22 protein-coding genes and 1 pseudogene are annotated in these 19,263 nt (G+C 69.5%); 6 read left to right on the top strand and 17 right to left on the bottom strand.

Annotated features, from left to right (window positions below):
- Window positions 1-69 precede the first annotated feature (69 nt).
- The 4 genes from AB0J64_RS31175 to AB0J64_RS31190 form a co-directional block, all read right to left on the bottom strand.
- The gene (locus AB0J64_RS31175) at window positions 70-1,959 is read right to left on the bottom strand and encodes a hypothetical protein (protein WP_364034582.1); all 1,890 of its coding nucleotides are present in this window, start codon (window positions 1,957-1,959) and stop codon (window positions 70-72) included.
- Between the two features lie 996 nt (window positions 1,960-2,955).
- Entirely contained in the window at window positions 2,956-3,495 is a 540-nt protein-coding gene (locus AB0J64_RS31180; RefSeq protein ID WP_364034585.1) for a hypothetical protein, read from the bottom strand.
- 195 nt (window positions 3,496-3,690) lie between these two features.
- Window positions 3,691-4,332, bottom strand: a complete 642-nt coding sequence (locus tag AB0J64_RS31185; protein ID WP_364034588.1) for a histidine phosphatase family protein — start codon at window positions 4,330-4,332, stop codon at window positions 3,691-3,693.
- Between the two features lie 198 nt (window positions 4,333-4,530).
- Window positions 4,531-5,169: a hypothetical protein gene (locus AB0J64_RS31190; protein ID WP_364034745.1), complete on the bottom strand. Its 639-nt coding sequence runs from the start codon at window positions 5,167-5,169 to the stop codon at window positions 4,531-4,533.
- A gap of 59 nt (window positions 5,170-5,228) precedes the next feature.
- Between AB0J64_RS31190 and AB0J64_RS31195 the strand changes: the two are divergent.
- Together AB0J64_RS31195 and AB0J64_RS31200 are read left to right on the top strand one after the other, a co-directional pair.
- Window positions 5,229-5,485 (top strand): annotated as a pseudogene (locus tag AB0J64_RS31195) (IS5/IS1182 family transposase); the annotation flags it as partial.
- 58 nt (window positions 5,486-5,543) lie between these two features.
- The gene (locus AB0J64_RS31200; protein WP_364034591.1) at window positions 5,544-5,912 is read left to right on the top strand and encodes a hypothetical protein; all 369 of its coding nucleotides are present in this window, start codon (window positions 5,544-5,546) and stop codon (window positions 5,910-5,912) included.
- A 236-nt stretch (window positions 5,913-6,148) separates the two neighbouring features.
- Here AB0J64_RS31200 and AB0J64_RS31205 read toward each other — a convergent pair whose 3' ends face one another.
- Together AB0J64_RS31205 and AB0J64_RS31210 are read right to left on the bottom strand one after the other, a co-directional pair.
- Window positions 6,149-6,379: a hypothetical protein gene (locus AB0J64_RS31205; RefSeq protein WP_364034594.1), complete on the bottom strand. Its 231-nt coding sequence runs from the start codon at window positions 6,377-6,379 to the stop codon at window positions 6,149-6,151.
- 319 nt (window positions 6,380-6,698) lie between these two features.
- Entirely contained in the window at window positions 6,699-7,022 is a 324-nt protein-coding gene (locus AB0J64_RS31210) for a cupin domain-containing protein (protein WP_364034596.1), read from the bottom strand.
- A gap of 70 nt (window positions 7,023-7,092) precedes the next feature.
- Here AB0J64_RS31210 and AB0J64_RS31215 point away from each other — a divergent pair, with 70 nt between their 5' ends.
- Window positions 7,093-8,064: a helix-turn-helix domain-containing protein gene (locus tag AB0J64_RS31215; protein WP_364034599.1), complete on the top strand. Its 972-nt coding sequence runs from the start codon at window positions 7,093-7,095 to the stop codon at window positions 8,062-8,064.
- Between the two features lie 753 nt (window positions 8,065-8,817).
- Here AB0J64_RS31215 and AB0J64_RS31220 read toward each other — a convergent pair.
- The 11 genes from AB0J64_RS31220 to AB0J64_RS31270 form a co-directional block, all read right to left on the bottom strand.
- Window positions 8,818-9,603 (bottom strand): MerR family transcriptional regulator, encoded by a 786-nt coding sequence (locus tag AB0J64_RS31220; RefSeq protein WP_364034602.1) that lies wholly within the window; start codon window positions 9,601-9,603, stop codon window positions 8,818-8,820.
- A gap of 164 nt (window positions 9,604-9,767) precedes the next feature.
- Window positions 9,768-11,333, bottom strand: coding sequence for a serine hydrolase domain-containing protein (locus AB0J64_RS31225; protein WP_364034605.1), 1,566 nt, complete (start codon window positions 11,331-11,333; stop codon window positions 9,768-9,770).
- Between the two features lie 98 nt (window positions 11,334-11,431).
- The gene (locus AB0J64_RS31230) at window positions 11,432-11,593 is read right to left on the bottom strand and encodes a hypothetical protein (protein ID WP_364034608.1); all 162 of its coding nucleotides are present in this window, start codon (window positions 11,591-11,593) and stop codon (window positions 11,432-11,434) included.
- A gap of 31 nt (window positions 11,594-11,624) precedes the next feature.
- Window positions 11,625-12,587, bottom strand: a complete 963-nt coding sequence (locus AB0J64_RS31235) for a hypothetical protein (protein ID WP_364034611.1) — start codon at window positions 12,585-12,587, stop codon at window positions 11,625-11,627.
- Window positions 12,584-13,429 (bottom strand): ABC transporter ATP-binding protein, encoded by an 846-nt coding sequence (locus AB0J64_RS31240; protein ID WP_364034614.1) that lies wholly within the window; start codon window positions 13,427-13,429, stop codon window positions 12,584-12,586. The genes AB0J64_RS31235 and AB0J64_RS31240 overlap by 4 nt, the downstream gene beginning before the upstream one ends.
- The gene (locus AB0J64_RS31245) at window positions 13,426-13,818 is read right to left on the bottom strand and encodes a GntR family transcriptional regulator (protein WP_364034617.1); all 393 of its coding nucleotides are present in this window, start codon (window positions 13,816-13,818) and stop codon (window positions 13,426-13,428) included. The genes AB0J64_RS31240 and AB0J64_RS31245 overlap by 4 nt, the downstream gene beginning before the upstream one ends.
- Window positions 13,815-14,138 (bottom strand): hypothetical protein, encoded by a 324-nt coding sequence (locus tag AB0J64_RS31250; RefSeq protein ID WP_364034620.1) that lies wholly within the window; start codon window positions 14,136-14,138, stop codon window positions 13,815-13,817. Before AB0J64_RS31250 ends, AB0J64_RS31245 begins: the two co-directional genes overlap by 4 nt.
- A gap of 198 nt (window positions 14,139-14,336) precedes the next feature.
- Complete coding sequence (locus tag AB0J64_RS31255; RefSeq protein WP_364034623.1) at window positions 14,337-15,521, bottom strand: CU044_5270 family protein; 1,185 nt, start codon at window positions 15,519-15,521, stop codon at window positions 14,337-14,339.
- A complete protein-coding gene (locus tag AB0J64_RS31260) occupies window positions 15,518-16,057 on the bottom strand; it encodes a sigma-70 family RNA polymerase sigma factor (protein WP_364034626.1) in 540 nt (179 codons plus the stop codon). The genes AB0J64_RS31255 and AB0J64_RS31260 overlap by 4 nt, the downstream gene beginning before the upstream one ends.
- Window positions 16,058-16,213: 156 nt before the next feature.
- On the bottom strand, window positions 16,214-16,447 hold the full coding sequence (locus AB0J64_RS31265; RefSeq protein WP_364034629.1) for a helix-turn-helix domain-containing protein: 234 nt from the start codon (window positions 16,445-16,447) through the stop codon (window positions 16,214-16,216).
- A 2-nt stretch (window positions 16,448-16,449) separates the two neighbouring features.
- The gene (locus AB0J64_RS31270) at window positions 16,450-16,776 is read right to left on the bottom strand and encodes a recombinase family protein (protein WP_364034742.1); all 327 of its coding nucleotides are present in this window, start codon (window positions 16,774-16,776) and stop codon (window positions 16,450-16,452) included.
- Between the two features lie 364 nt (window positions 16,777-17,140).
- Here AB0J64_RS31270 and AB0J64_RS31275 point away from each other — a divergent pair, with 364 nt between their 5' ends.
- The 3 genes from AB0J64_RS31275 to AB0J64_RS31285 all read left to right on the top strand — a co-directional run bounded on the left by AB0J64_RS31275 (window position 17,141) and on the right by AB0J64_RS31285 (window position 19,226).
- Complete coding sequence (locus AB0J64_RS31275; RefSeq protein ID WP_364034631.1) at window positions 17,141-17,671, top strand: PadR family transcriptional regulator; 531 nt, start codon at window positions 17,141-17,143, stop codon at window positions 17,669-17,671.
- A gap of 95 nt (window positions 17,672-17,766) precedes the next feature.
- Window positions 17,767-18,783 (top strand): alpha/beta fold hydrolase, encoded by a 1,017-nt coding sequence (locus tag AB0J64_RS31280; RefSeq protein WP_364034634.1) that lies wholly within the window; start codon window positions 17,767-17,769, stop codon window positions 18,781-18,783.
- A complete protein-coding gene (locus tag AB0J64_RS31285; RefSeq protein ID WP_364034637.1) occupies window positions 18,780-19,226 on the top strand; it encodes a nitroreductase family deazaflavin-dependent oxidoreductase in 447 nt (148 codons plus the stop codon). The genes AB0J64_RS31280 and AB0J64_RS31285 overlap by 4 nt, the downstream gene beginning before the upstream one ends.
- Window positions 19,227-19,263: the final 37 nt, after the last annotated feature.

The following is a 19,263-nucleotide window of genomic DNA, read 5'->3' on the forward strand; positions in this document are numbered from 1 at the left end:
CCCGGCCCTCCTCATTCAACGCGGTGCGGTCCGCTTCGCCGCCGAGCTGAACGCACGCGCTCCGCGAGGTCAGCCGGGCGGGCGGTAGACGACCTTGTCCGTCGAGCGGCCGGGATAGACGACGAGCAGGTGCTCCTCCAGCGGCGCGTCGGGGTCGTTCTCGTCCCATGGCAGCGTGCGCGCGTGGACGCGCAGGCGGTAGTGGCCTGGACCGGCGACGGCCAGGTCGGGCAGCGGCCCGGCCGCCCCGCTGTCACCGCCCTCGGGGTAGGTCGGCACGATCAGGCGGCCGCTGCGGCTGGCGATGCCCACCTCGACCACCTGGTCCCAGCCGGTGAGCCGGAGCGGAGGGGCGCTGTCGAACGCCTTGACCGTCAGGCACATCGCCGCGTTCTCCTCGTCAGTCACGATGGCGGCGCTACTGCCTGCGGCGTCGATGAACCCGTCCTCGATAGCGTCGAAGATGTCGGCGGCCTCGCCATCGCCGCCGTAGATGTCCCCAGGATCGCCTGCGCTGTCGTCGCGGTCGTCGAAGACGGCGTAGCCACCTCCTTCAAACAGCATGTACGCGGCCGTGCCCTGCCGCCTGGCCCGCACCCTGGGCCACGGGTCGGCGCACCGGGCGTTGGCCTCGGCCTTCCACGCGGCTTCCTGCCGGTCGCGCTCGGCCTGCCGGCGATGGGCGTCGGCGTTCTGCCGGGCGACGATGCCGGGGCACAGGTACTCCAGAGCCGCGGCCAGCTCGATGGCGTCCGCCGTGCCGCCCGCCCGCTTGTGCAGCACGTGCCGTTCCCGATCGCCGGGCAGCGCGCACAGCTGTGCGCCGTAGGCGAGGATGCGCTGGTCGGCCAGGTCCTCGGGGAACATCGCGTCCGCCGCGAAGGTCTCACCCCTGGCCAGGCAGAGGAACGACCGCCGCCGCTCCTCGGGCCCGAGGCCGGTCGCGGGCCGAAGCCGGTCGCGGCAGCCCTCGTCCGCGGCCGTGTAGGTGAGCCGGGCGTCCCCCTCGGCGCCGACCGCGGCCATCGGCAGCACGAGCCCGACGACGGCGGCGAGCAGCCGCGGCGTCCGCCCGGTTCCGGTCACCGCGACGCCCTTGCCGGTCGCGGCGAGCTCGTGCGCGGTGCGCGCCGCCCACACGACGATCAGCCCGTCGAGAGCGTGCACCGCAAGTGACAGGCTGTCGAACGTCACCCGTCCGACCTGGAGCAGCGAGTAGACCTGCGGAACGAGGAGGGCGGTCCAGCCGATGGCGACCGTGACGGCGCTGAACCGCCCGTCGCGTCCCTGCCCGGCGATGATCATCGCCTTGCAGCCGAGGGTCGCCATCGCCACCAGGAGTGACGCCGTCAGCAGCGGGCCCTCGGCGAACGGCCGCAGCGCCGCGGCCAGGACCCCGGTCAAGCCGAGCCCGAGTGCGATGATCCGGAACCGGGCCGATACCCCGGCCAGGGCCCGCACCAGCAGGAACATGGTGGCGGTCCACACGGCCCAGCTCGCGGCGTACTCCGCGACGCCGGACACGTCGTCGAGGAGTTCCCAGAGCAGCAAGTCGCCGGCCACGTCCGCGTAGAGCAGGCGCCGCAGCCACGCCACATCACGCGGCAGCGCCCCGGCGCGCGGCGAGGCCGGCCCGCGCAGGATCTGCCACAGCGCCCACGCGTTGAGCACGCCGATCGCCGCGGGCAGGAGCCGGGCCCCGTCGTCCCACGGCCAGAAATCGGCCGTCGCGACTACGGCGAACCACCGCCCGCCGTCGTACCCGGCGGCGACGGCGGCGGCAGCCAGGTAGAGCGCGACGGCGACGGCGGCCAGACGCCCGAAGCGGTAGCGGGCGACGGCGGCCCGGAGTAAGGCTACGATGCGGATGATCTTATTGGACCGGCTGGGCCGCCCGGGCCGGTCAGCCGGGACCCAGGCAGTGCAGGACGGCGGCCACCCGTCGGTGCAACAACGCATCCGATCACTGCGGCGCTGATGGGCGTCATCCCCGGCTTCTACCTCTTCGGCTTCGACGAGATGTGGACCACAGGGGTATGGGTCGTCGCTGGAGTGCTCGGGTACGTGGCGGCAGCCTGATGGGTCCCCGATCGGTGGATCGCGATCACGGTGACCGGCCTGCTGCTGTCGGTGCATGTGATCTCGGGCCGGGTGCGGGATCCGCTGCACGAATGGCAGGAGGCCCTGGCCTTGCAGCGGTCGGGCATCCCGCCGCTCGCACCGGAGATACCGGGCTACGCCACCAGACGAGCCGAGCTGTGGACCGGCGAGGACGACGGGACGGCGATCTGCTCAAATACGCGGTGGATGTCCAGATGTTCCTCCGTCGTTTCTCAAGCCTCCACTCCCAGAGCTGCGTGCGGCTCGCCTTACCCTGGCCTCAAATGGGGCCCGGACGGCGTCTCCTGCACTCCTTCGGGGGATGGCCGGTGGATTCGCGAGGACTCGGACGGCGAGGTCGCGGTGTTCGCCAGGCCGCCTGCAAGAAGGCCGACTACTTCGCCCGTAACGTCCGCACCATCGAAGTCCTCATCGACCGCGACAGCATTCGCAACGGCGCCGCCGCCAACGGACAACCCTGGAAGTACTACGACTTGGGCGACGGCTACTGCAGCTACGACTTCTTCGCCACATGCCCACACCGGCTCGCCTTGCGCCCGCTGCCCCTTCTATCTGCCCAAACGTTCGCACGTGGGACAGCTCCTGGCCGTCAAGGACGGCATCGAGCAGATGCTGGAGCAACTCGATCTCACCGACGACGAGCGCGAAGCTCTCGAAGGAGACCGCGACGCAGTCGCGACCCTCGCCGAACGTCTCGCCGACACCCCCGGCGCTGGCCGGACCCACCCCGAACGAGCTCGGCGGCAACAGCGCCTTCCTCTCTCTCACGGCCGTGAGGGAGAGCCTGCGCGTTCTCAGAAGCCAGCCAGACGGGGTGGGTGGCTCGTGACCCCGCTATTCGTCAGCAGGCAGGGTCAAGCGCAAGCGCCCGATCGTCCGCAAGACCTCGGCACGGTTCTTGGCGGTCTTGAGCCACGTGGGCAGGCGCTCTACCAGACTTGCTGGAGCCCCCGCCACAAGGTCGCCACGTTCACGCAGCTTCGCTGCCACATAGGCCTCCAACAGGTCGAGATGCCGCACGTTATAGGCCCACAGCACATGTCCGCAGCAACTCGCCTGCAACCACACCGGCCGCTGAAAGAAGGGATCAACAGGACCGCCGACGACGGCGGAGCTGACCGTTTCGTCCTTGAAGTAGCCACACTCCCTGCAGCGCAAGCGGCGACGGAAGTTCATGGTCCCGGTGGGAGCCGTTTCGCCGTCCTTAAGCGTCTCTGGATGCGCAATGACGACAGCGCACCCGTCGCACCGAGGACAGCGCACCAACACCTCGTCGATGAAATCGTACCCGTACTTCCGTTCGCGCCGATCTCGGAACCGGTCACCAGTATCCGATGCACTTCCTGTCACATGATCAGCCTGCCAGAGGCCCATCCCGGTACAGAGCCGACGCCCGTCTCACCCGACCCGAGCGCCATCAGATTTCCGCTCACCGCCATCGCTGTAACCGGATATTCGCAACAACATGCCACTTACAACCGTTGTCGACGTCTCGAACACCAAGAAACATGGTGCTCAGCGAGCGGTGGCACCTCGCCTCGTCAGCCGTCGAAGCGCGCCAGGCAGAGGTCAGCCGGCTTTGGCGGAGTCGAGATGGCGGGTGTCACCGAGGCTCATGACCTGTCGGTTGTGGAAGAAGTCGTCTTCGCGCAGCGTGGTGATGCTCCCGGATCGCACCCGGAAAGCGACATGGCCGACCGCCTTGATCGGCATCTTGATCCAGGACGCCACGACGAATGTCAGGGAGCCACCGTGCGTCACGATGATCTGGTGTTCGCAGGGGCGCTGCAAGATCTCGTCCATGGCCGCGTAGACGCGCTGCGCCACCGCCGCCTTGGTCTCGGCACCCTCCACCCCTTCGTCGTGTTCCAATCGCTCCCCGGCAGGCGGCGGCGGGATGAATCGTTGTTCCAGCCACGCCTGTGGCCTTCCCCCCGCCTCTCCGTAGGATTTCTCTCGCAGTCTGCGGTCCAGGATGGGTTCCACGCCGAACAGCTCGGCAAGCTTCTCGGCCGTCTGCCGGGTGCGCCGCAGATCCGAGGAGAACAGTTCCACATCGGCGCCGTCCGGGATCTGGGCCCGCAGGGCCTGGGCAATGGAGGCCGCCGCGCTGAGGCCGGCCGGCGTCAGTTGCGAATCATGCCAGCCGCCGACAACCCCCTCGACGTGGTGCGTCGCCTCCGGATGGGTGACGGCGTAGATGGTGCGCATGAGTGAGCCCTTCCCGTAGGGGCTGTTCTGAGTGATCTCAAGAGCAGTCCACGAGTTCCCTGAATGCCGATGATCATGGCTCTGTCGCCGACCCTGGTCACGGACTGTCGGTGGCGATGGTGCGACCGACGACGTGGATCGGCAACGCAGTCCTCGGCAGCCGGATCGTCTTGGGCGATCCAGGCACGGCCCGAGCACTTACCCCGCCAGCTCCGCCAGCCACGGATGCCCGGGGTGCACGCGCTCCAGCCACTCACCAAGGAGGTCCCGCCGTGCTCGGCCCAGCAGTGGCAACACCCCGTCGAAGTCCGCCTGATCCTTGGGCCGCCGTGCTTTGGCTTTGAACAGCAGCACCAACTCCGGCACCAGGTACGGAATCCCGTCCGCTGTCCGCTCGATGATCGCGTCGTAGGGCAGCCGCAGCCGCTCGTCCCGTCGGCAGATCCACGTCCCGCCCTCATGTGGCTCGCGGAAGACGTCGAACAGGAACTGACCGCTTGCCGGATCCCGCAGCCAGGTCTGATGCGTGGCCGATAGCGCCTCGGCTCCCGCCCCCGCCCAGACCCGTCCCGAACCCACCGCGTCAAACACGTACTCGGGGAAGCGGTCCCGAATCTCCGGGAAGCCCGCCGCGGGCACGGCGATCTCCAGATCGCCGTGCGGCCGTGATTGCCCACCGCGGAACAGATCCAGCGCCCATCCCGCCGCGATGCACCAGGGTGCGCCGACTCCACCCAACCGCTCCGCGACCTGTTCCGGCCGCCAGGCGTCCACCCACCGGGCATTCAGTTCGTCCGTATCGAGCACAGCGCCGCCGGGCGGGAGGGAATCGGTCATCGGCCCAACTTACTGCCGCGACCCGACCGGGGCCACGCGCCGAGGCCGAGTCCCACGACCTGATCGATGCCCTGACCACGGCAGGAGTGCAGCCCTTCCCCCGACAAGGGATCCCAGGGCGCGGGCGGAACCATCCGCACCCCGTTCAACCGCCACCGGCACCGGCCCCAGCCGTCTGGCCGGCAGCGGGCGGCCGATCGCTCTCACGCCCGCGTCCGCGCCATCGACGAGCACGCCGTCGTCACCCTGAAAAGCTGGAAGATTCTGACCAAGCTGCACTGCTAGTCCGCATCGCACCACCGCGATCATGCAGTGACCGGCAGACAACGGATATGGCGGTGAAAAACTCACAGAACTCCGCCAGGATGACGGACATGACCAGCAAAAAGGTACTGGATAGCGCGGTGCTCGCCGTTCAGCGCGACATGGACGCGACCGGCCTCGCCGGACGACTCGGCTTCGATACCCCCGAGTGGGACGACCTCGGCTACCTGCGCGTCGAGTACAAGGGTCGATACTCCAGCCTCGGGCTGCGTGGTGACGACGCGCATGAGCCAGTTGCCACCCTCGTGCTGATCGCCGATCTCGCCCAGGCAGTGATCGGCGAGCAGGAGGGAAAGATCTGGCCGACCTGTCCAGCACACTCCCTCGGGCTGCATCCGAAGCAGGCGGGCGGGGCCGCGCTCTGGACATGCAAGGGCGGAGGCGGGCACGCCGTGGCTGCGATCGGAGAACTCGAATGACGGGGCTTGACACCGGCCCCGCCGACATTCGCTGAGCTTTTTCGCCCGTCTCCATGTGGATCACTCGACCCGCAACAATGCCTCCTGCCCGCGTCGCCGTCACATGCGGATTCCGCCTGGAGGACAGCAAGCGCAGCGCCGCCGTCCACTTCGACCGCCGGCACGACATGCACCTGTACGCGTGGAGCGCAAGCACGCGTGCCGGCCTGGCCGCGTACTCGGTGACCGGAGCGGCGTCAGTCGAGGGTCTCCTTCACGAGGTCGAGGTAGGCGTGCCCGGCGGCGACGCCGTCGGGTAGACCGAGCGCCGCGAATCCGTCCAACAGCTCGCGCAGCGTGGCGAGGTGGTGCTGCCAGGAGGCGGCGGGCGCGTAGGGGCCGCCGAGGAACTTGATCATCCGGGCCGTTTCCGGCGAGCGGCGGGCGATCTGCTTGCCGGCGATCGGAACCATCACCAGCCGTGCCATCTGGTGCTCGATCGGACGTGCCGGGCGGGGTCCTGAGGCGCAGTGTGCCCACAGACCAGGAGGCCCAGGGTGTGGGCGTTTCCCAGGCTGTCACGGCTGTCAGGTGGCCCTGGGCGACCTGCGTACGATGCTGAGGTCGATCGCGGTGGCGACGGCCGCGTGCCAGGGTCAGGCTGGCGGCTGGGCTGAGGCTGCCGGTGACCAGGACACCTTGCTGCGGATAGTTCGCGCGCTCCCCTCGCCCGCCGCCGGCCCCGCTGACCGGTGACGAAGTCAGCGAGCTCCCCCGTCTGGTCAATCCCGGGCGGGCCGGCCAAGGCTACTGGGTGAGAATGCTGATGCCGAGCATGCGCGCGCCCGACTCGGTGCGCGGGCGGTGTGTGCTGCCGGGCGCGAACACCACATAGCTGCCTGGCCCCAGGCGTTGCCCTCGGTCGATGAACTCTCCCGAGATCACGTAGTAGCGTTCCTCTCCCTCGTGCACGTCCACCTCGGGCCACTCGGTTCCCGGAGCGAAGTCGTACATCCACCCGCGCGCCCATTCCGTGACCGGCAGGCGCCGCCGGATGATCCCAGGGACGACCTCCACCGGTTCGACCTCGTCAACGTGCAGGATCTGAACATCACTGGACTCGTGTGTCATGGACACATCGTCGCAGCGCCGACCGTACCGGCCTAGTGTCTGGAATGACGCTTACGAGTACTTTTCTGCCATGAGTGCTCATCGAGTGGTCGCCCTGGTACTGCCGCCACAGTCCACGTTCGAGCTGGCGTGCGCCGCCGAGGTCTTCGGGATGCGCCGACCCGGTCTGCCCGGCCGTTACGACTTCGGCGTGTGCACGGAGAACCCTGGCGCCGTGCCGACCCTGGCGGGCTACGACATGGTGGTCAGCCAGGGGCTGCCCGCGCTCGAGACCGCCGACACTGTGGTGATCCCCGGTTGGCAGCGCCGAGAGCCACCTGCCTCGCCCGCCGTGATCGACGCCATACGGCAAGCCCACCGGCGCGGCGCCCGCATCGTCGCCATCTGCTCCGGCGCCTTCCTTCTGGCGGAGGCGGGGCTGCTGGATCACCGCAGGGCGACCACCCACTGGCGGATGGCCGCGGAGCTCGCCGCTCGCTTCCCCGGTATCCAGGTCGAGCCGGACACGCTGTACATCGACCTGGGCGACGTCGCCACCAGCGCTGGCACCGCGGCAGGAATCGACCTGTGCCTGCATCTGGCCCGCGCCGACCAAGGCGCCGCCTACGCCGCGCAGATCGCCCGGCACATGGTCATGCCGCCGCATCGCGAGGGCGGGCAACTGCAGTACGCCCCTCCCGCCCTCTCCGGTCACCCGCCAGAGTCTTTGGCCGCCCTCCTCGACTGGGCCGTCGAACGACTGCACGAGCCCCTCACGGTCGACGACCTCGCCGCGCAGGCGAAGCTCTCGCCGCGCACGCTCGCCCGCAGGTTCACCGACCAGCTCGGCATCGCCCCTGGCCGATGGCTCCTCCAGCACCGCATCATGGCGGCCAGGACCCTTCTGGAAGAAACAGACCTCCCTGTGGAGACGATCGCGACCAGGGTCGGCCTGTCCTCTGCCGTCAACCTCCGCAGACGTTTCCAGGCGATGGTGCACACCACACCCGCCGCCTACCGCCGTTCCTTCGGCCGCCGTGCGGGCGGCACACGCCCGCCGTAGTGGTGCCAACCTGCGGTGATCTCGACTGAGGCCAGCCCTTTGCTGGGGCCCGGAAGGGCGGGCCAGGTGGGCAGGACGGTGGCGTCGATGCCGACGCCGCCAAGACCTCCCCCGACCCCGCCCGGCCCGCAACCCACTGGCCAAGTCCCATCGCCACATCGAGACCGGGCCGTTCAAGTCCCATCGCGACGTCGAGACCGCGCTGCTGACCTCAGCGCTCACCACCACGCTCCTGCGCCCCGGCTCCTTCGCCGGCAACGCACGCGCCTGGGCCTCGCCCATCAAGGCCGGCACCTCCACCTGACCGGCCCCGACTACTGGTGGTCCTACAACGGCCGTCCGGTCCCCCTCACCCGCACCGTCGAAGAGCTCACCGGCCACGCCGCCCGCACATTCGCCGCCTGGGCTCACGACCACGCCACCGACTTCGTGGGCTGACACCCACCAAGACGCCCTTCGCCCCGCGAGCCGATCCTTCGGCCGCGGGGCGGCACCGACGGTCTTCAAGTGGCACAGCTGCTCCGTTGTTGTTTCCCGCACTACTTCGTCCGGCGCACGCGCTGTACGAGCACAGTCTGTCCGTGCCGGAGGTCATGCGCGAGTGCTACGGGGTCGACCTGCCGTTGGTGTTCCTCGTGCTCGCCGAGGCCGGCCTCTGGCATTCCGACCTCTTGGTCGTGTGCACCGATCAGCCGTGGCGGCCGGCCGTCCCGCCGGCCGGTCGCCGGGCGGAAAGGCCGGAGCGCGGCGCGGTCAGTGGGAGTCTGGTCTGGGGATATGGATGCCGGCGGCGCGGAGCTTGGTCTCGAAGAGCGCGGTCAGCCGCGCCGCGGCCGGCGTCTGCTCTTCGCCGTGGTAGGCGATCAGCGTGTACCGCGTCGCGGCATCGGTGCGGGCTTGCAGGCCGGTCACGGTCTTCAGCAGTACGGGGTCGGCGAGGTAGTGGTCGGCCGCGGCGGTGGCGAGCTCGGCGATGCGGGGGTCGTCCGGTTCCCAGGCCGCGGCTTCGGCTACGCGCTTGCCCAAGGCGATGAGCCGGGTGTCTTCGAGGGCGTGCTCGAAATGGGTGAGGTAGTCGTCGAAGCCTTCTGGGACCAGGGCCCTGGCCAGCACCCAGCCCTCTCTGGTGGCCGCCACCTCGTCCGCGGAGAATCCGAGGCCGGGCATCCGCTCCAGCAGCGCCACAGCGCGGTCGGGCAGCAGAGCCCGGTCACCATCGGCGAGCCGGTGCAGCGTGTCACGCCGCACGATCAACTCCTCGATCCGTTCGGTGAGCTGCCGCTCGACGTCGGCGAGCGCGGCGGCGAACAGCGCGGCATCGGCGTCGAGCAGCGGCTCGATCTCGGCCAGCGGCACCCCGGCGGCGGCCAGCGTTCGGACCTGCACCAGCCGCAACAGGTCGTCCGATCCGTACCGCCGGTAGCCGGAGCTGTCGCGTTCCGGCTCCTTGACCAGGCCGAGCTTGTGGTAGTGCCGCACCGTCTTCACGGTGACGCCGACGAATGCCGCCGCCTGCCCGATCGTGACTCCGTTCCTCATCTGCTCAGCCTGCCTTGTGTTCGAGCTCGGCGACTACGTACACAAAAGCCGAGCATATGGACGGGCCACGCCGAGCCCGTTGAGCTCGGCGTGGTCCCGGTTCGGGTTCTACCTGATGCACGACCGGAAGGGGTCGCCCCTCGAGGGGTACGGGTCACAGGTGCTCAGTCGGTCGGCCGAGCCGGATCGGCCTGCCCACCGCAGAACACCTCGTTGACGAGCCTCTGCTGGGCGATCTGGAATGCTGTTGCGATCGACAGGTCGGCGTCGTCCACGCAGTTCAGCGCGGCGGTCAGGGTCTTGCTGCCGTCGGGTGTGCTGTACATCAACGCCGCGTGGCCCACGGCGGCGCCGTTGTGGGAGATGACGGTGCCGCCGCCGTCCGTGTTCAGCACGAACACTCCCAGGCCGTAGTCCATGTTCGGGATGCCCGTCGGGTGCGGGGTGCACATCTCGGCCAGCAGCGGGGCCGGCAGGAGCTTGCCGCCCATCAGCGCGGAGATGAACGTGTGCAGGTCCTGGGTGGTCGAGATCATGTCACCGCCGCTGGAGATCCAGGAGGGGTTCTGGCGGGTGATGTCGATCGTCTTCTGCTCGCCGGCGTCCTCGTACCGGTAATAGGCGTGGGCGTACGGCTCGGGGATCTCCGGCGAGGCGTCCGGCACCACGGTGCCCGACAGCCCGAGCGGCCCCAGGATCAGCCGCTGCATCTCCTCGGCGACCGAACGGCCGGTGACCTTCTCGATCAGCAGCCTGGCCAGCACGTAGTTGGTGTTGGAGTAGCTCCAGCCCGTCCCCGGCTCGAACCGCGCCGGCTTGGACAGCGCCAGCTCCACCAGCTCCTGCGGGCGGTAGATCTTGAACCGGTTGTCCATCCACTCTCTGCCCGTGGTGCTGTAGGGGATGGGGATCCCCGGGGTGACCGTCCCGTCGTCGTTGACCTCGCCGCTGAAGTTGAACACCCCGCTGGTGTGCTGCAGCAGCATCCGCACCGTGATCCGCTCGTCCAGCCCGAGCTCGGGCAGGTAGTCCGCCGCCGGAGCGTCCAGCCCGACCTTGCCCTCGGCCACCAGCTGCAGCACCACGGTCGCGGTGAAGGTCTTGGTGTTGCTGCCGATCCGGACATGCCCGTTCGTCGGCGGCTTCGCGGTCCCGCCCAGCTCGGCCGCCCCGGCGCTGCCGGCCCACTCCCCCAGCTCGTCGTTCACACGCAGCGACACCCCGACGAAACCGGAATCGACGATCTCCTCGATCGCCTTCTGCAGCTCGGGGCGATCCTGCCCAGCAGCAGCCGCCGGCACGGGCCCGCTGTCCGCAGCGGCCACCCCGGCGGCGTCGAGGGCGGTGGTGATCTTGCGGGCCATCTCGGCCGTGGTGGGGCTCGGCCGGCCCTGGTGCATCTGGGCGGTTTCGACAGCGACGAGGACGGTGCTGCGGAAGTTCTCGGCCTCGGCCGGGTCCTGCTTCTTCAGCAGGTTCATGGCCGCGGTCAGGGCTGGCAGCACGCGGTCGGCGATCTCGGCCACGGACGTGCCGGCCAGGTCTTTGCCCTTGGGGTACTCGGCGAGCACGTGCCCGACCAGGCCGGTGGCCGAGCCCAGCGCGATGCTGCCGTTGGTGGCGATCTTGTGGGGCTTTCCGGCGGCACCGGCCGCGGCCATCAGCGACACGGCGCCGTACGCGGCGGTCCGCAGGGTGCTCTTGTCCTGGTCGGAAAGGGTGATGGACATGGTGGTTTGCTCCTAAAAATCTGTTATGTCCGGTCGGCGTCGCGCCGCTGCGACGAGCTTCCACCCTGACCCAAGGTCAACCTCAACCGTGATCTAGCTCACAGCTTCTCTCGGCGTTGTGGTTGAGCTCCCATGCCGACGAAGACCGCCTGGAGCAGGCGATCGCAGTAGGCGGGTGTCAGTGGCTGCCGCGTGATCAGCAGCCGGACGTACAACCCGGCCCGGCTCAGGATCATGTCGAGCCGGGCCCGGACCCGCACAAGTGGACCGCCTTCTGGCAGGACCGGCCTGTCAGCCGGGGCGGCGGAGGGTGCGGCGCACGGCAAGGCCGCCGAGGGCCGCCGACGCGAGCGCCAGGATCCCGGCCTCGGTCCACTGGAAGCGCCAGAACCTGGACGGCGGGTGGTAGTACACCGCGTACCGGTAACCCTTGCCGAACAGGCACGCCTGCCACGCCTCGGCGTTCTTGCTGCTCTGCCCCACGTCCACCCGACGGGGGCAGCCGCTGACCGACGGCTCGGCGACCTCCCTCCCGGACGGCTCCACCCAGGCGGCGCTCACGAACCTGGCGTCGGGATCGTCCAGCAGCACGGTGCCGGACAGCTCGGTACGCGCCGGCCCGGCGTAGTAGTCGCTCAGCTGGAACAGGGTGAACATCGTCACCGTCACACCGGCCACGACCAGCGCCATCGCGGGCAGCGTACGCCGGAACAGGGTGCCGGCCACGGTGCCCAGCGCGAACGCGTACAGCCACCACGCCGCCGGCTCCACCCCGACCATGTTGAACACGCCGATATTGCCGAACGTGGAGTCGGCCCCCGCCCTGAACACCGGCCGCCACAAGCTCACCATGAGCGACAGCAGCAGCCCGCCCGCCACCACCGCCGCGCCCAGGACCGACAGCTTGACCGCCAGCCACCGCCACACGGGCACGGCCTGGGTCCAGGCCAGGCGGTGGGTGCCGCGCTCGTACTCGCGGCCGAGCAGCGGCGCGCCCCAGAATGCCCCGATCAGCGCGGGCGCCACCAGCGGCATCCAGCCGAAGATCGAGTACACCGCGTCGTAGCGCTGCCCGAGCGCCACCGCCAGATCGCCGCACGCCACGGCGGGCCCCGGGCAGCCCGGCGGGGCGTGCTCGGCCACGTACCGGCTCGCCTCCACCCCCGAACCCAGCAGCAGCACTCCCAGCAGCGTCAGGAGGCCCGCCGTCACGAGGATCTGCGCCCGGTGCTGGCGCCACGTCACCCAGATCACGCGCCCACCGCCGTCAGCCCCGGGAGCGCCGCCGACTCGGGGCTGCGCAGGTAGCCCACGACGAGCTCCTCCAGCCCGGGGCGCCGCGCCTGCCAGCGCGGATCGAGCGGGGCCCCGCCCCTGACCAGCATGCTGACCTGCCTGCCGGTACGGCTCGCGCCCACCACCTGCGTCCCCGCCGCCGACGCCTCGTCCGGCCCGGTGAGGACGAGATGCGCGTCGAGCAGCTCGTCGATGTCACCGCTGACCTGCAGCCGGCCTCCGTTCAGCACGACGAGCCAGTCGCAGGTCTCCTCCAGGTCGGAGACGACGTGCGAGGACAGCAGCACGGTCAGCTCGCGCCCGGCCACCTCCGCCATGATCGAGCGCATCACGTCGTGGCGGGCGAGGGGGTCGAGGTTGGCCAGCGGTTCGTCCAGCACGAGCAGGTCGGGCCGGCAGGCCAGCGCCAGCGTGACCGCCACCTGGGCCTGCTGGCCGCCCGACAGTCCGCTCACCTTCCGCTCCAGCGGGATGTTCAGCCCGGCGAGCCGGGCGGCAGCGGCGTCGTCGTCCCAGCGCCGGTTCATGCGGCGGCCGAAGGTGAGCATCTCGGCGACGGTGAAGTTCTCGTACAGCGGCTTGTCCTGCGCCACGAACGCCGCCTCGCCGGCCACGCGGACGCTTCCCAGCGCCGGCCGCACCAGGCCCATGGCCGCGTGCATGAACGTGGTCTTGCCCGCGCCGTTGGGGCCGACGAGCGCCGCCACGCGTCCCGTGGGCACGGAGAGTGAGCAGTCGCGCAACACCCACGTACGGCGATAGCGGACCCCCAGCCCGGTCGACTCCAGCGCGGGACTCATGCCACGCCCTCCTTCGAGGCATCGGCCAGTACCACGGTGATCAGCGCCCGCAGGTCCTCCTGATCGAGCCCGGCCGCGAGGGCGTCGCGCACCCACGCCTCCAGACCGCGCCGCAGCCGCGTGTGCTCGGCGAGCGTCGCGCCCGCGATGCCCTGCCGGACGAACGTCCCCATCCCCGGCCGCCCCTCGACCAGCCCCTCGCGCTCCAGCTCCCGGTACGCCTTGAGCACCGTGTTGGGATTGATGGCCAGGCTCTCGACCACCTCGCGGGCGGTCGGCAACTGGTCGCCGGGCCGCAGCGTACCGAGCCTGAGCGCCTGTTTGACCTGGTGAACGAGCTGCAGGTACGTCGAAACGCCTGAGCCGCGGTCCAGGTTGAACTCGATCAACCAAAACACCCTTTCACTAATCGAATAGTGAAAGAGTGTTGGATCGGACCGCTCGGTGTCAACCCGTGATCGACGCCGAGCAGGCGGCGGGCGAACCCGGGGCGACCGTCCATGCCGACTGCGCGGTCAGGCCATCGGCCCTCATGCGTGTACGCGGGTGGTCCCGGCGAGGCCGGGACGAACAGGCTGCGCATCTGCATTCCGTTGCCCTGGAGGTAGCCGATGGAGGGGCGCAACTGCTGCTCCCATTCGCTCAGTGCCTGCGTCACGCTGCGGGGATGACGGGCCAGCATGGTGCCCAGCAGGTCGGCCCCGGCCATCCCGCTCGAGGCAGCAGTACGGGCGGCGGGCTCAGACCCGTAGCGAATCCCATCTGAACTTGTACGGCAAGTTCGAGCTCGACATGAGCAAACAGCTCGACCTCGGGCCAGGCTCGGACTTGAACGCGCCTGTCAGCTGAGTCGTCTACCGCGCCGACCCCGGCCGCGCGCTCATCGCCGCCGGGGTCGGCACCCCTTTCATTCTCCCTTCTTGCACCCCTTCGGGGGAGAAGCCGGCGGCCTGGTCCAGCCCGACTCGAGGCCGCGGGCGTGGTAGCTCATGACCTCACCTTTGGTCGCCCCCAGAGCGGTGCGGGCCGCATAGGAAACGCGCGAGAGCGTCTCCCCCGTCCCCGGGTCGAGGATCTGCCTGTAGTAGACCGGCAACTCCTTGCGCGGCTTGTTGGAGTACACCAGGGAGCCTCCCGCCCCGCCGAAGTCCACGGATATGCCCCTTCTGCCCAGCGGATCCGTCACTGTGCCCATGACCTTGGTGGTCGGCAGATCGGCCAGGACGCGGATGATCGCGGCGCGCTGGGCAGGGCTGAGCGGCATGCCCAGGAGGTTCGCGGTGGTCGGCAGGAACTTCTCGAAAGGCTGCGTGAAGCCGCGGCCGTTCCAGATCTCGTGGTAGGCGCGGAGCTGCTTCACAAGCTCGGCCGGATCGGTGGGGATCGCGGCCAGATCCGCCATGGTGAACTCGCTGACCGTGGTGTCGGGATAGTTCCCCGTGGGATCCATTCTCAAGATGTACCTGCAGTCCTTCGGCTCATCGGCGACCGGAATCGAACCGCACGGCCCGCTGGTCTCGCAGTGCCCCTTGACCCAGGCGGGAGCTCCCGCCGCCCGCCAGGCACGCTCGTCCTCGGCCGTGGCCGGGCGGGCGCTGTCCTGCCGCCACACCTGCGTGAGCACCAGATCAGCGGGATCGCGCGGCTGCCAGGTCTCGCGGCGGCCGACCACCACGAGCCTGTAGCCACCGGTAGACAGGTGGGTGCCGTCGATTCTCACGTCGCGCCAGTAGGCGCCGCTCTCTGCGGGGAGCTTCTCGATCCTGTCGGCCAGGTCGAACAGTTCCTGGTTGGTCTTCGGCGGACTGAGCACGGCAGGGGCTGATGCCAGGTTCGTCACCAGCGCGAAGACCAGCGCCACGATCGCGGCCGTGGACAGCGGCGCCCACAGGACCCACAGGCGGGACCGGGTCCGCGAGGCCGGGACGGCCAGCAGGGTCCGTCTCGGGCGCGATGGCCTGCGCGAGGGTTCTTGTGGTGCCTCGGCGGTGGCCATGAACAGCATGTCGTCAGCGGAGATGCGTGATCCGCGGTCCAGCGAAGCCGGGCGGGCCATGGCGAGCAGGTCCGTCGCGTCGGGCTTGCGGCTCATCGCAGTTTCCTTCCTGGAACGGTCACGGGCTTTCGGGATGTGGTGGTGTCGGTGGCTTCGATCGCCGACTGCAGTCGGCGGCGCGCTCGATGCAAGCGGACGAAGAAGGTGGCCTTGGTGCAGCCGAGTACCTCGGCCGCTTCCGTGGTGGATAGGCCATGCCAGGTGGTCAGGGTCAGGATCTCTTTGTCTGCCTCAGACAAGCCGGCCAGGGCGCGGAGTACGGCGACGCGCTCGGTGGCGTGTTCGCCCACGTCGGTGGCGGCCTCTTCCATCCACGTTCGCAGTTCGGCTTCCAGAGATTCGCGCCGTGCGGCCTGCCGGAAGTTGTCGCGCAGAATGTTGCGAGCGACGCGGAGGAGCCATGGCAACGGCGCGTGGTCGGGGATGCTGTCCAGACGCCGCCAGGCCACCAGGAAGGTCTGGCTGACCACTTCCTCCGCGAGTTGATGTCCGGCGCGACTTGCCGCATAGCCGTACACCCGCGCTTGGTAGGTGTTGTAGAGCGCGGTGAAGCGCTCATGGGGGTTTGGCAAGCCGGTTCCTTCGGTTGGGGACAAACGTTCGTAGAGCAAGTGGTCCGAAGGAAGGCTTTCTTACATCCCGATTTCCGCATCTTCCCAACAGATCGGCCTCGGGCCCCTGCCAAGACCCGACCCCAAGCGGGGCGACTGGCCGACCCCGCGTCCCGCCTACGCCCTCTCCGGGGGCTTCTTCGGCCGGCGGCGTACGGCGTCGCCCTTCAGGTGCCCGTACACCGTGGAGCGCGGCACTCCGAACAAGTCCGCGATCTGCTGGACGGTCTTGTCCCGCGTGTCGTACAGCTGCTGGGCGAGGGCGGCCTGGGCGGCGGTGAGCTTGGGCCGGCGTCCGCCGACCCGGCCGCGGGCGCGGGCTGAGGTCAGGCCGTCCATCGTGTTGGCCACGATCAGCTCGCGCTGAGCTCGGCCAGGACCGACAGCATGCCGAACATCGCGCGGCCCTCCATCGTGTCGGTGTCGATGCCCTGCTCGATCACATGCAGCCCCACCCCGCGTTCGCGCAGGTCCGCCCCGAGGGTGACCAGGTGCAGGACCGAGCGCGACAGCCGGTCCAGCCGGGTGACCTTCAGCGTGTCGCCCTCGCGCAGCAGTTTGAGGACCAGGTCGAGGCTGGGCCGGGAGTCCTTGGCGCCACTGGCCTTGCCCAGATGGATGGCACTGCGGTCGACGCCCGCGCGCAGCAGCGCGTCGATCTGGTGGTCGGGGCTCGGGATGGGTACGGAAACCCCCGTGCCCGCCGGGGAACTCGACCGGCCCGACGCCCAGCCGCGCGGCCAGGGCCAGCGAGGTCCGGCAGGTGACCAGCGGCGTGGAGGCTACCCCGACGCCGACCACGACGCGGGTCTTCGCGAGCGCGGCGACGTCGGGTACGTAGCGGGTGGTGCTCCGCAACTCGGCCCGGAGCTCCCATGGCTCCGGCGAACCGCCACTTGGGTGAGGTCGGCTGTGGGAATGACGCGGGCGACAAGGAGCGGTACGGGCTGCCTCGCCCGTCGGCTTCTCGCCTCCACGGGCACGACAGCTAGCCTGTTCGGCAGGGCTTTGGCGGGTGCCGGGCCCCGGCGAGTGAGGGAGACGATGTCGGCGACGCGACTGCTGGTCCTTGGCGTGGTGCGGTTGCATGGTCAGGCACACGGCTATCTGGTGGGCTCTGAACTGGAGTCGTGGGAGGCCGGGCAATGGGCGGGGCTCAGGTCGGGATCGATCTACCACGCGCTGCGTCAGCTGGCCAAGGAAGGTCTTCTGGACACCAGCGAGGTGCACGAATGGCCGGGCCGCGTCGATTACGCCATCAATGAGAAGGGCGAGGCGGAGTTCCTCGGGCTGCTCAGAAGCGCCCTGAGGGTTCCCGATCGGCGTCCGGAACTGCTCAACGCGGCACTTGTGCTGCTACCCGCGCTGCCCGAGGAGGAGGTGATCGCGCTGCTCAAGGAGCGGGTGCGCGCTCTGGAGGGTGAGCGGGCGCAGATCGTGGCCACGGCCCGGGAGGGAAAGCGCCCAAGGAACGTGACAGAGCTGTTCACTCTGCGCGCGGCGCAGGCAGCGGGTGAGGCGGCGTGGATCCGTGACCTGATCGGGCGGTTGGAACGCGGGGAGGAGCCGGCCTGATCGGCCGGAGACCGGTTTGACGGCGGGAGGGTAGGTGAGCCATAGTTCGATACCCAAATTTGGTTAACCAAATTTGGGTACCTCGAAGGAGATTCATGCGCATCACGACAGCGGCACTTCTGGCGCTCGTCTCGATCCCCGCAACCTCGATCCCGGTAGCGGCGAACGCCGCCTCCGCCTGCCGGGCAGTCAGCGCCGAGGTGGCGATGACCTCCAGTGGCCCCGCCGACCAGCGCGTCGCCGGTACTCTGTGTCTGCCGCGCGGCCGTGCCGCCACCGTTCAGCTGCTCATTCCCGGCGGCTTCTATGGCCAGGCCTACTGGCGGATGCGCGGCGACCGGCAGCGCCCCTCCTACGTGGAGACGATGACCGCCGCCGGGTACGCCACGCTGGCCATTGACCGTCTCGGTACCGGGGCGAGCTCCTACCCGCCGAGCACCCGCTTCGGGCAGGACACCCACCAGATCGTCATCCGCCAGCTCATCCGGCAGTTGCGCGAGGGTCGTCTAGGCGGGGGCCGGTTCGCCAAGGTCGTCCTGGTCGGCCACTCGCTGGGCTCGACCCTCGCCCGCACTGTGGCCGCCGCACATCCGGCGGAGGTGGACGGCGTCATCCTGACCGGCGAATCGAGCGTGCCGAACGAGACCGCTTTCGAGCAGATGGGCGCGGGAATCTACCGCGCCGCCGACGACCCCCGCTTCGCCGGGCGCGGGCTCGACGACGGCTACCTCACCACCCGGCCCGGCCTGCGGGCCACCTGGTTCTACCACGAGCCCAACGCCGACCCCAAGGTCATCGCCGCCGACGAGGCCACCAAGACGACGGACGTCTTCCCTCCCGGCGACTCCTACACCCCGCCCTCGATCAACAAGAACATCCAGGACCCCGTACTGATCGTCAACGGTGAGCACGACAAGCTGCTGGCCGGAGCCCGCTCCTCCTCCGCCGCGCTGCACGCCCAGGAGGCCCCCTTCTACAGTCCCCGCGCCAAGCTGGAGACCGTCCTGGTCCCCGGCACCGGGCACGTGCTCAATGGCCACCGCACCGCGCCCCACTGGTTCGCCCAGGCACGCGAGTGGGCCGACCGCCGCGTGGGCGGAGCGGCGCGATGAGCCAAGAGCCGATCGACAGCCCGACCGAGTGGGTGGCCAGGCACGTCAAGAGCTACGCCGAGTCCGGCGGCACTCGCGGTCACCTCTTCCACGGCGCCCCAACGCTGCTGATCACGACGATCGGCCGCCGCTCAGGACTTCCCCGGCGCACCGCCCTCATCTACGGCCGTGACGGCGACCGCTACCTCGTCGTCGCCTCCAACGGCGGCGCCGCCGACCATCCGCTCTGGTTCCACAATCTGCTCGCTCAACCGCAGGTCAAGGTGCAGGTCGGGGCCGAGGTGTTCGACGCGGTGGCCCGCCTGGCGGCCGAGGGTGAGCGGCTGCGCCTGTGGGAGACGATGACCGGGATATGGCCGCGCTACATCGGCTACCAGCGGGAGACGTCGAGGCAGATCCCGATCGTGATCATCGAGCGGGCGGCGATGCCAGACCTCGGCTGATGATGATCTGCAGCCACGCTCATGCATATCTCGTTGA

Source organism: Nonomuraea sp. NPDC049695, assembly GCF_040674955.1.
GTDB lineage: Bacteria > Actinomycetota > Actinomycetes > Streptosporangiales > Streptosporangiaceae > Nonomuraea > Nonomuraea helvata.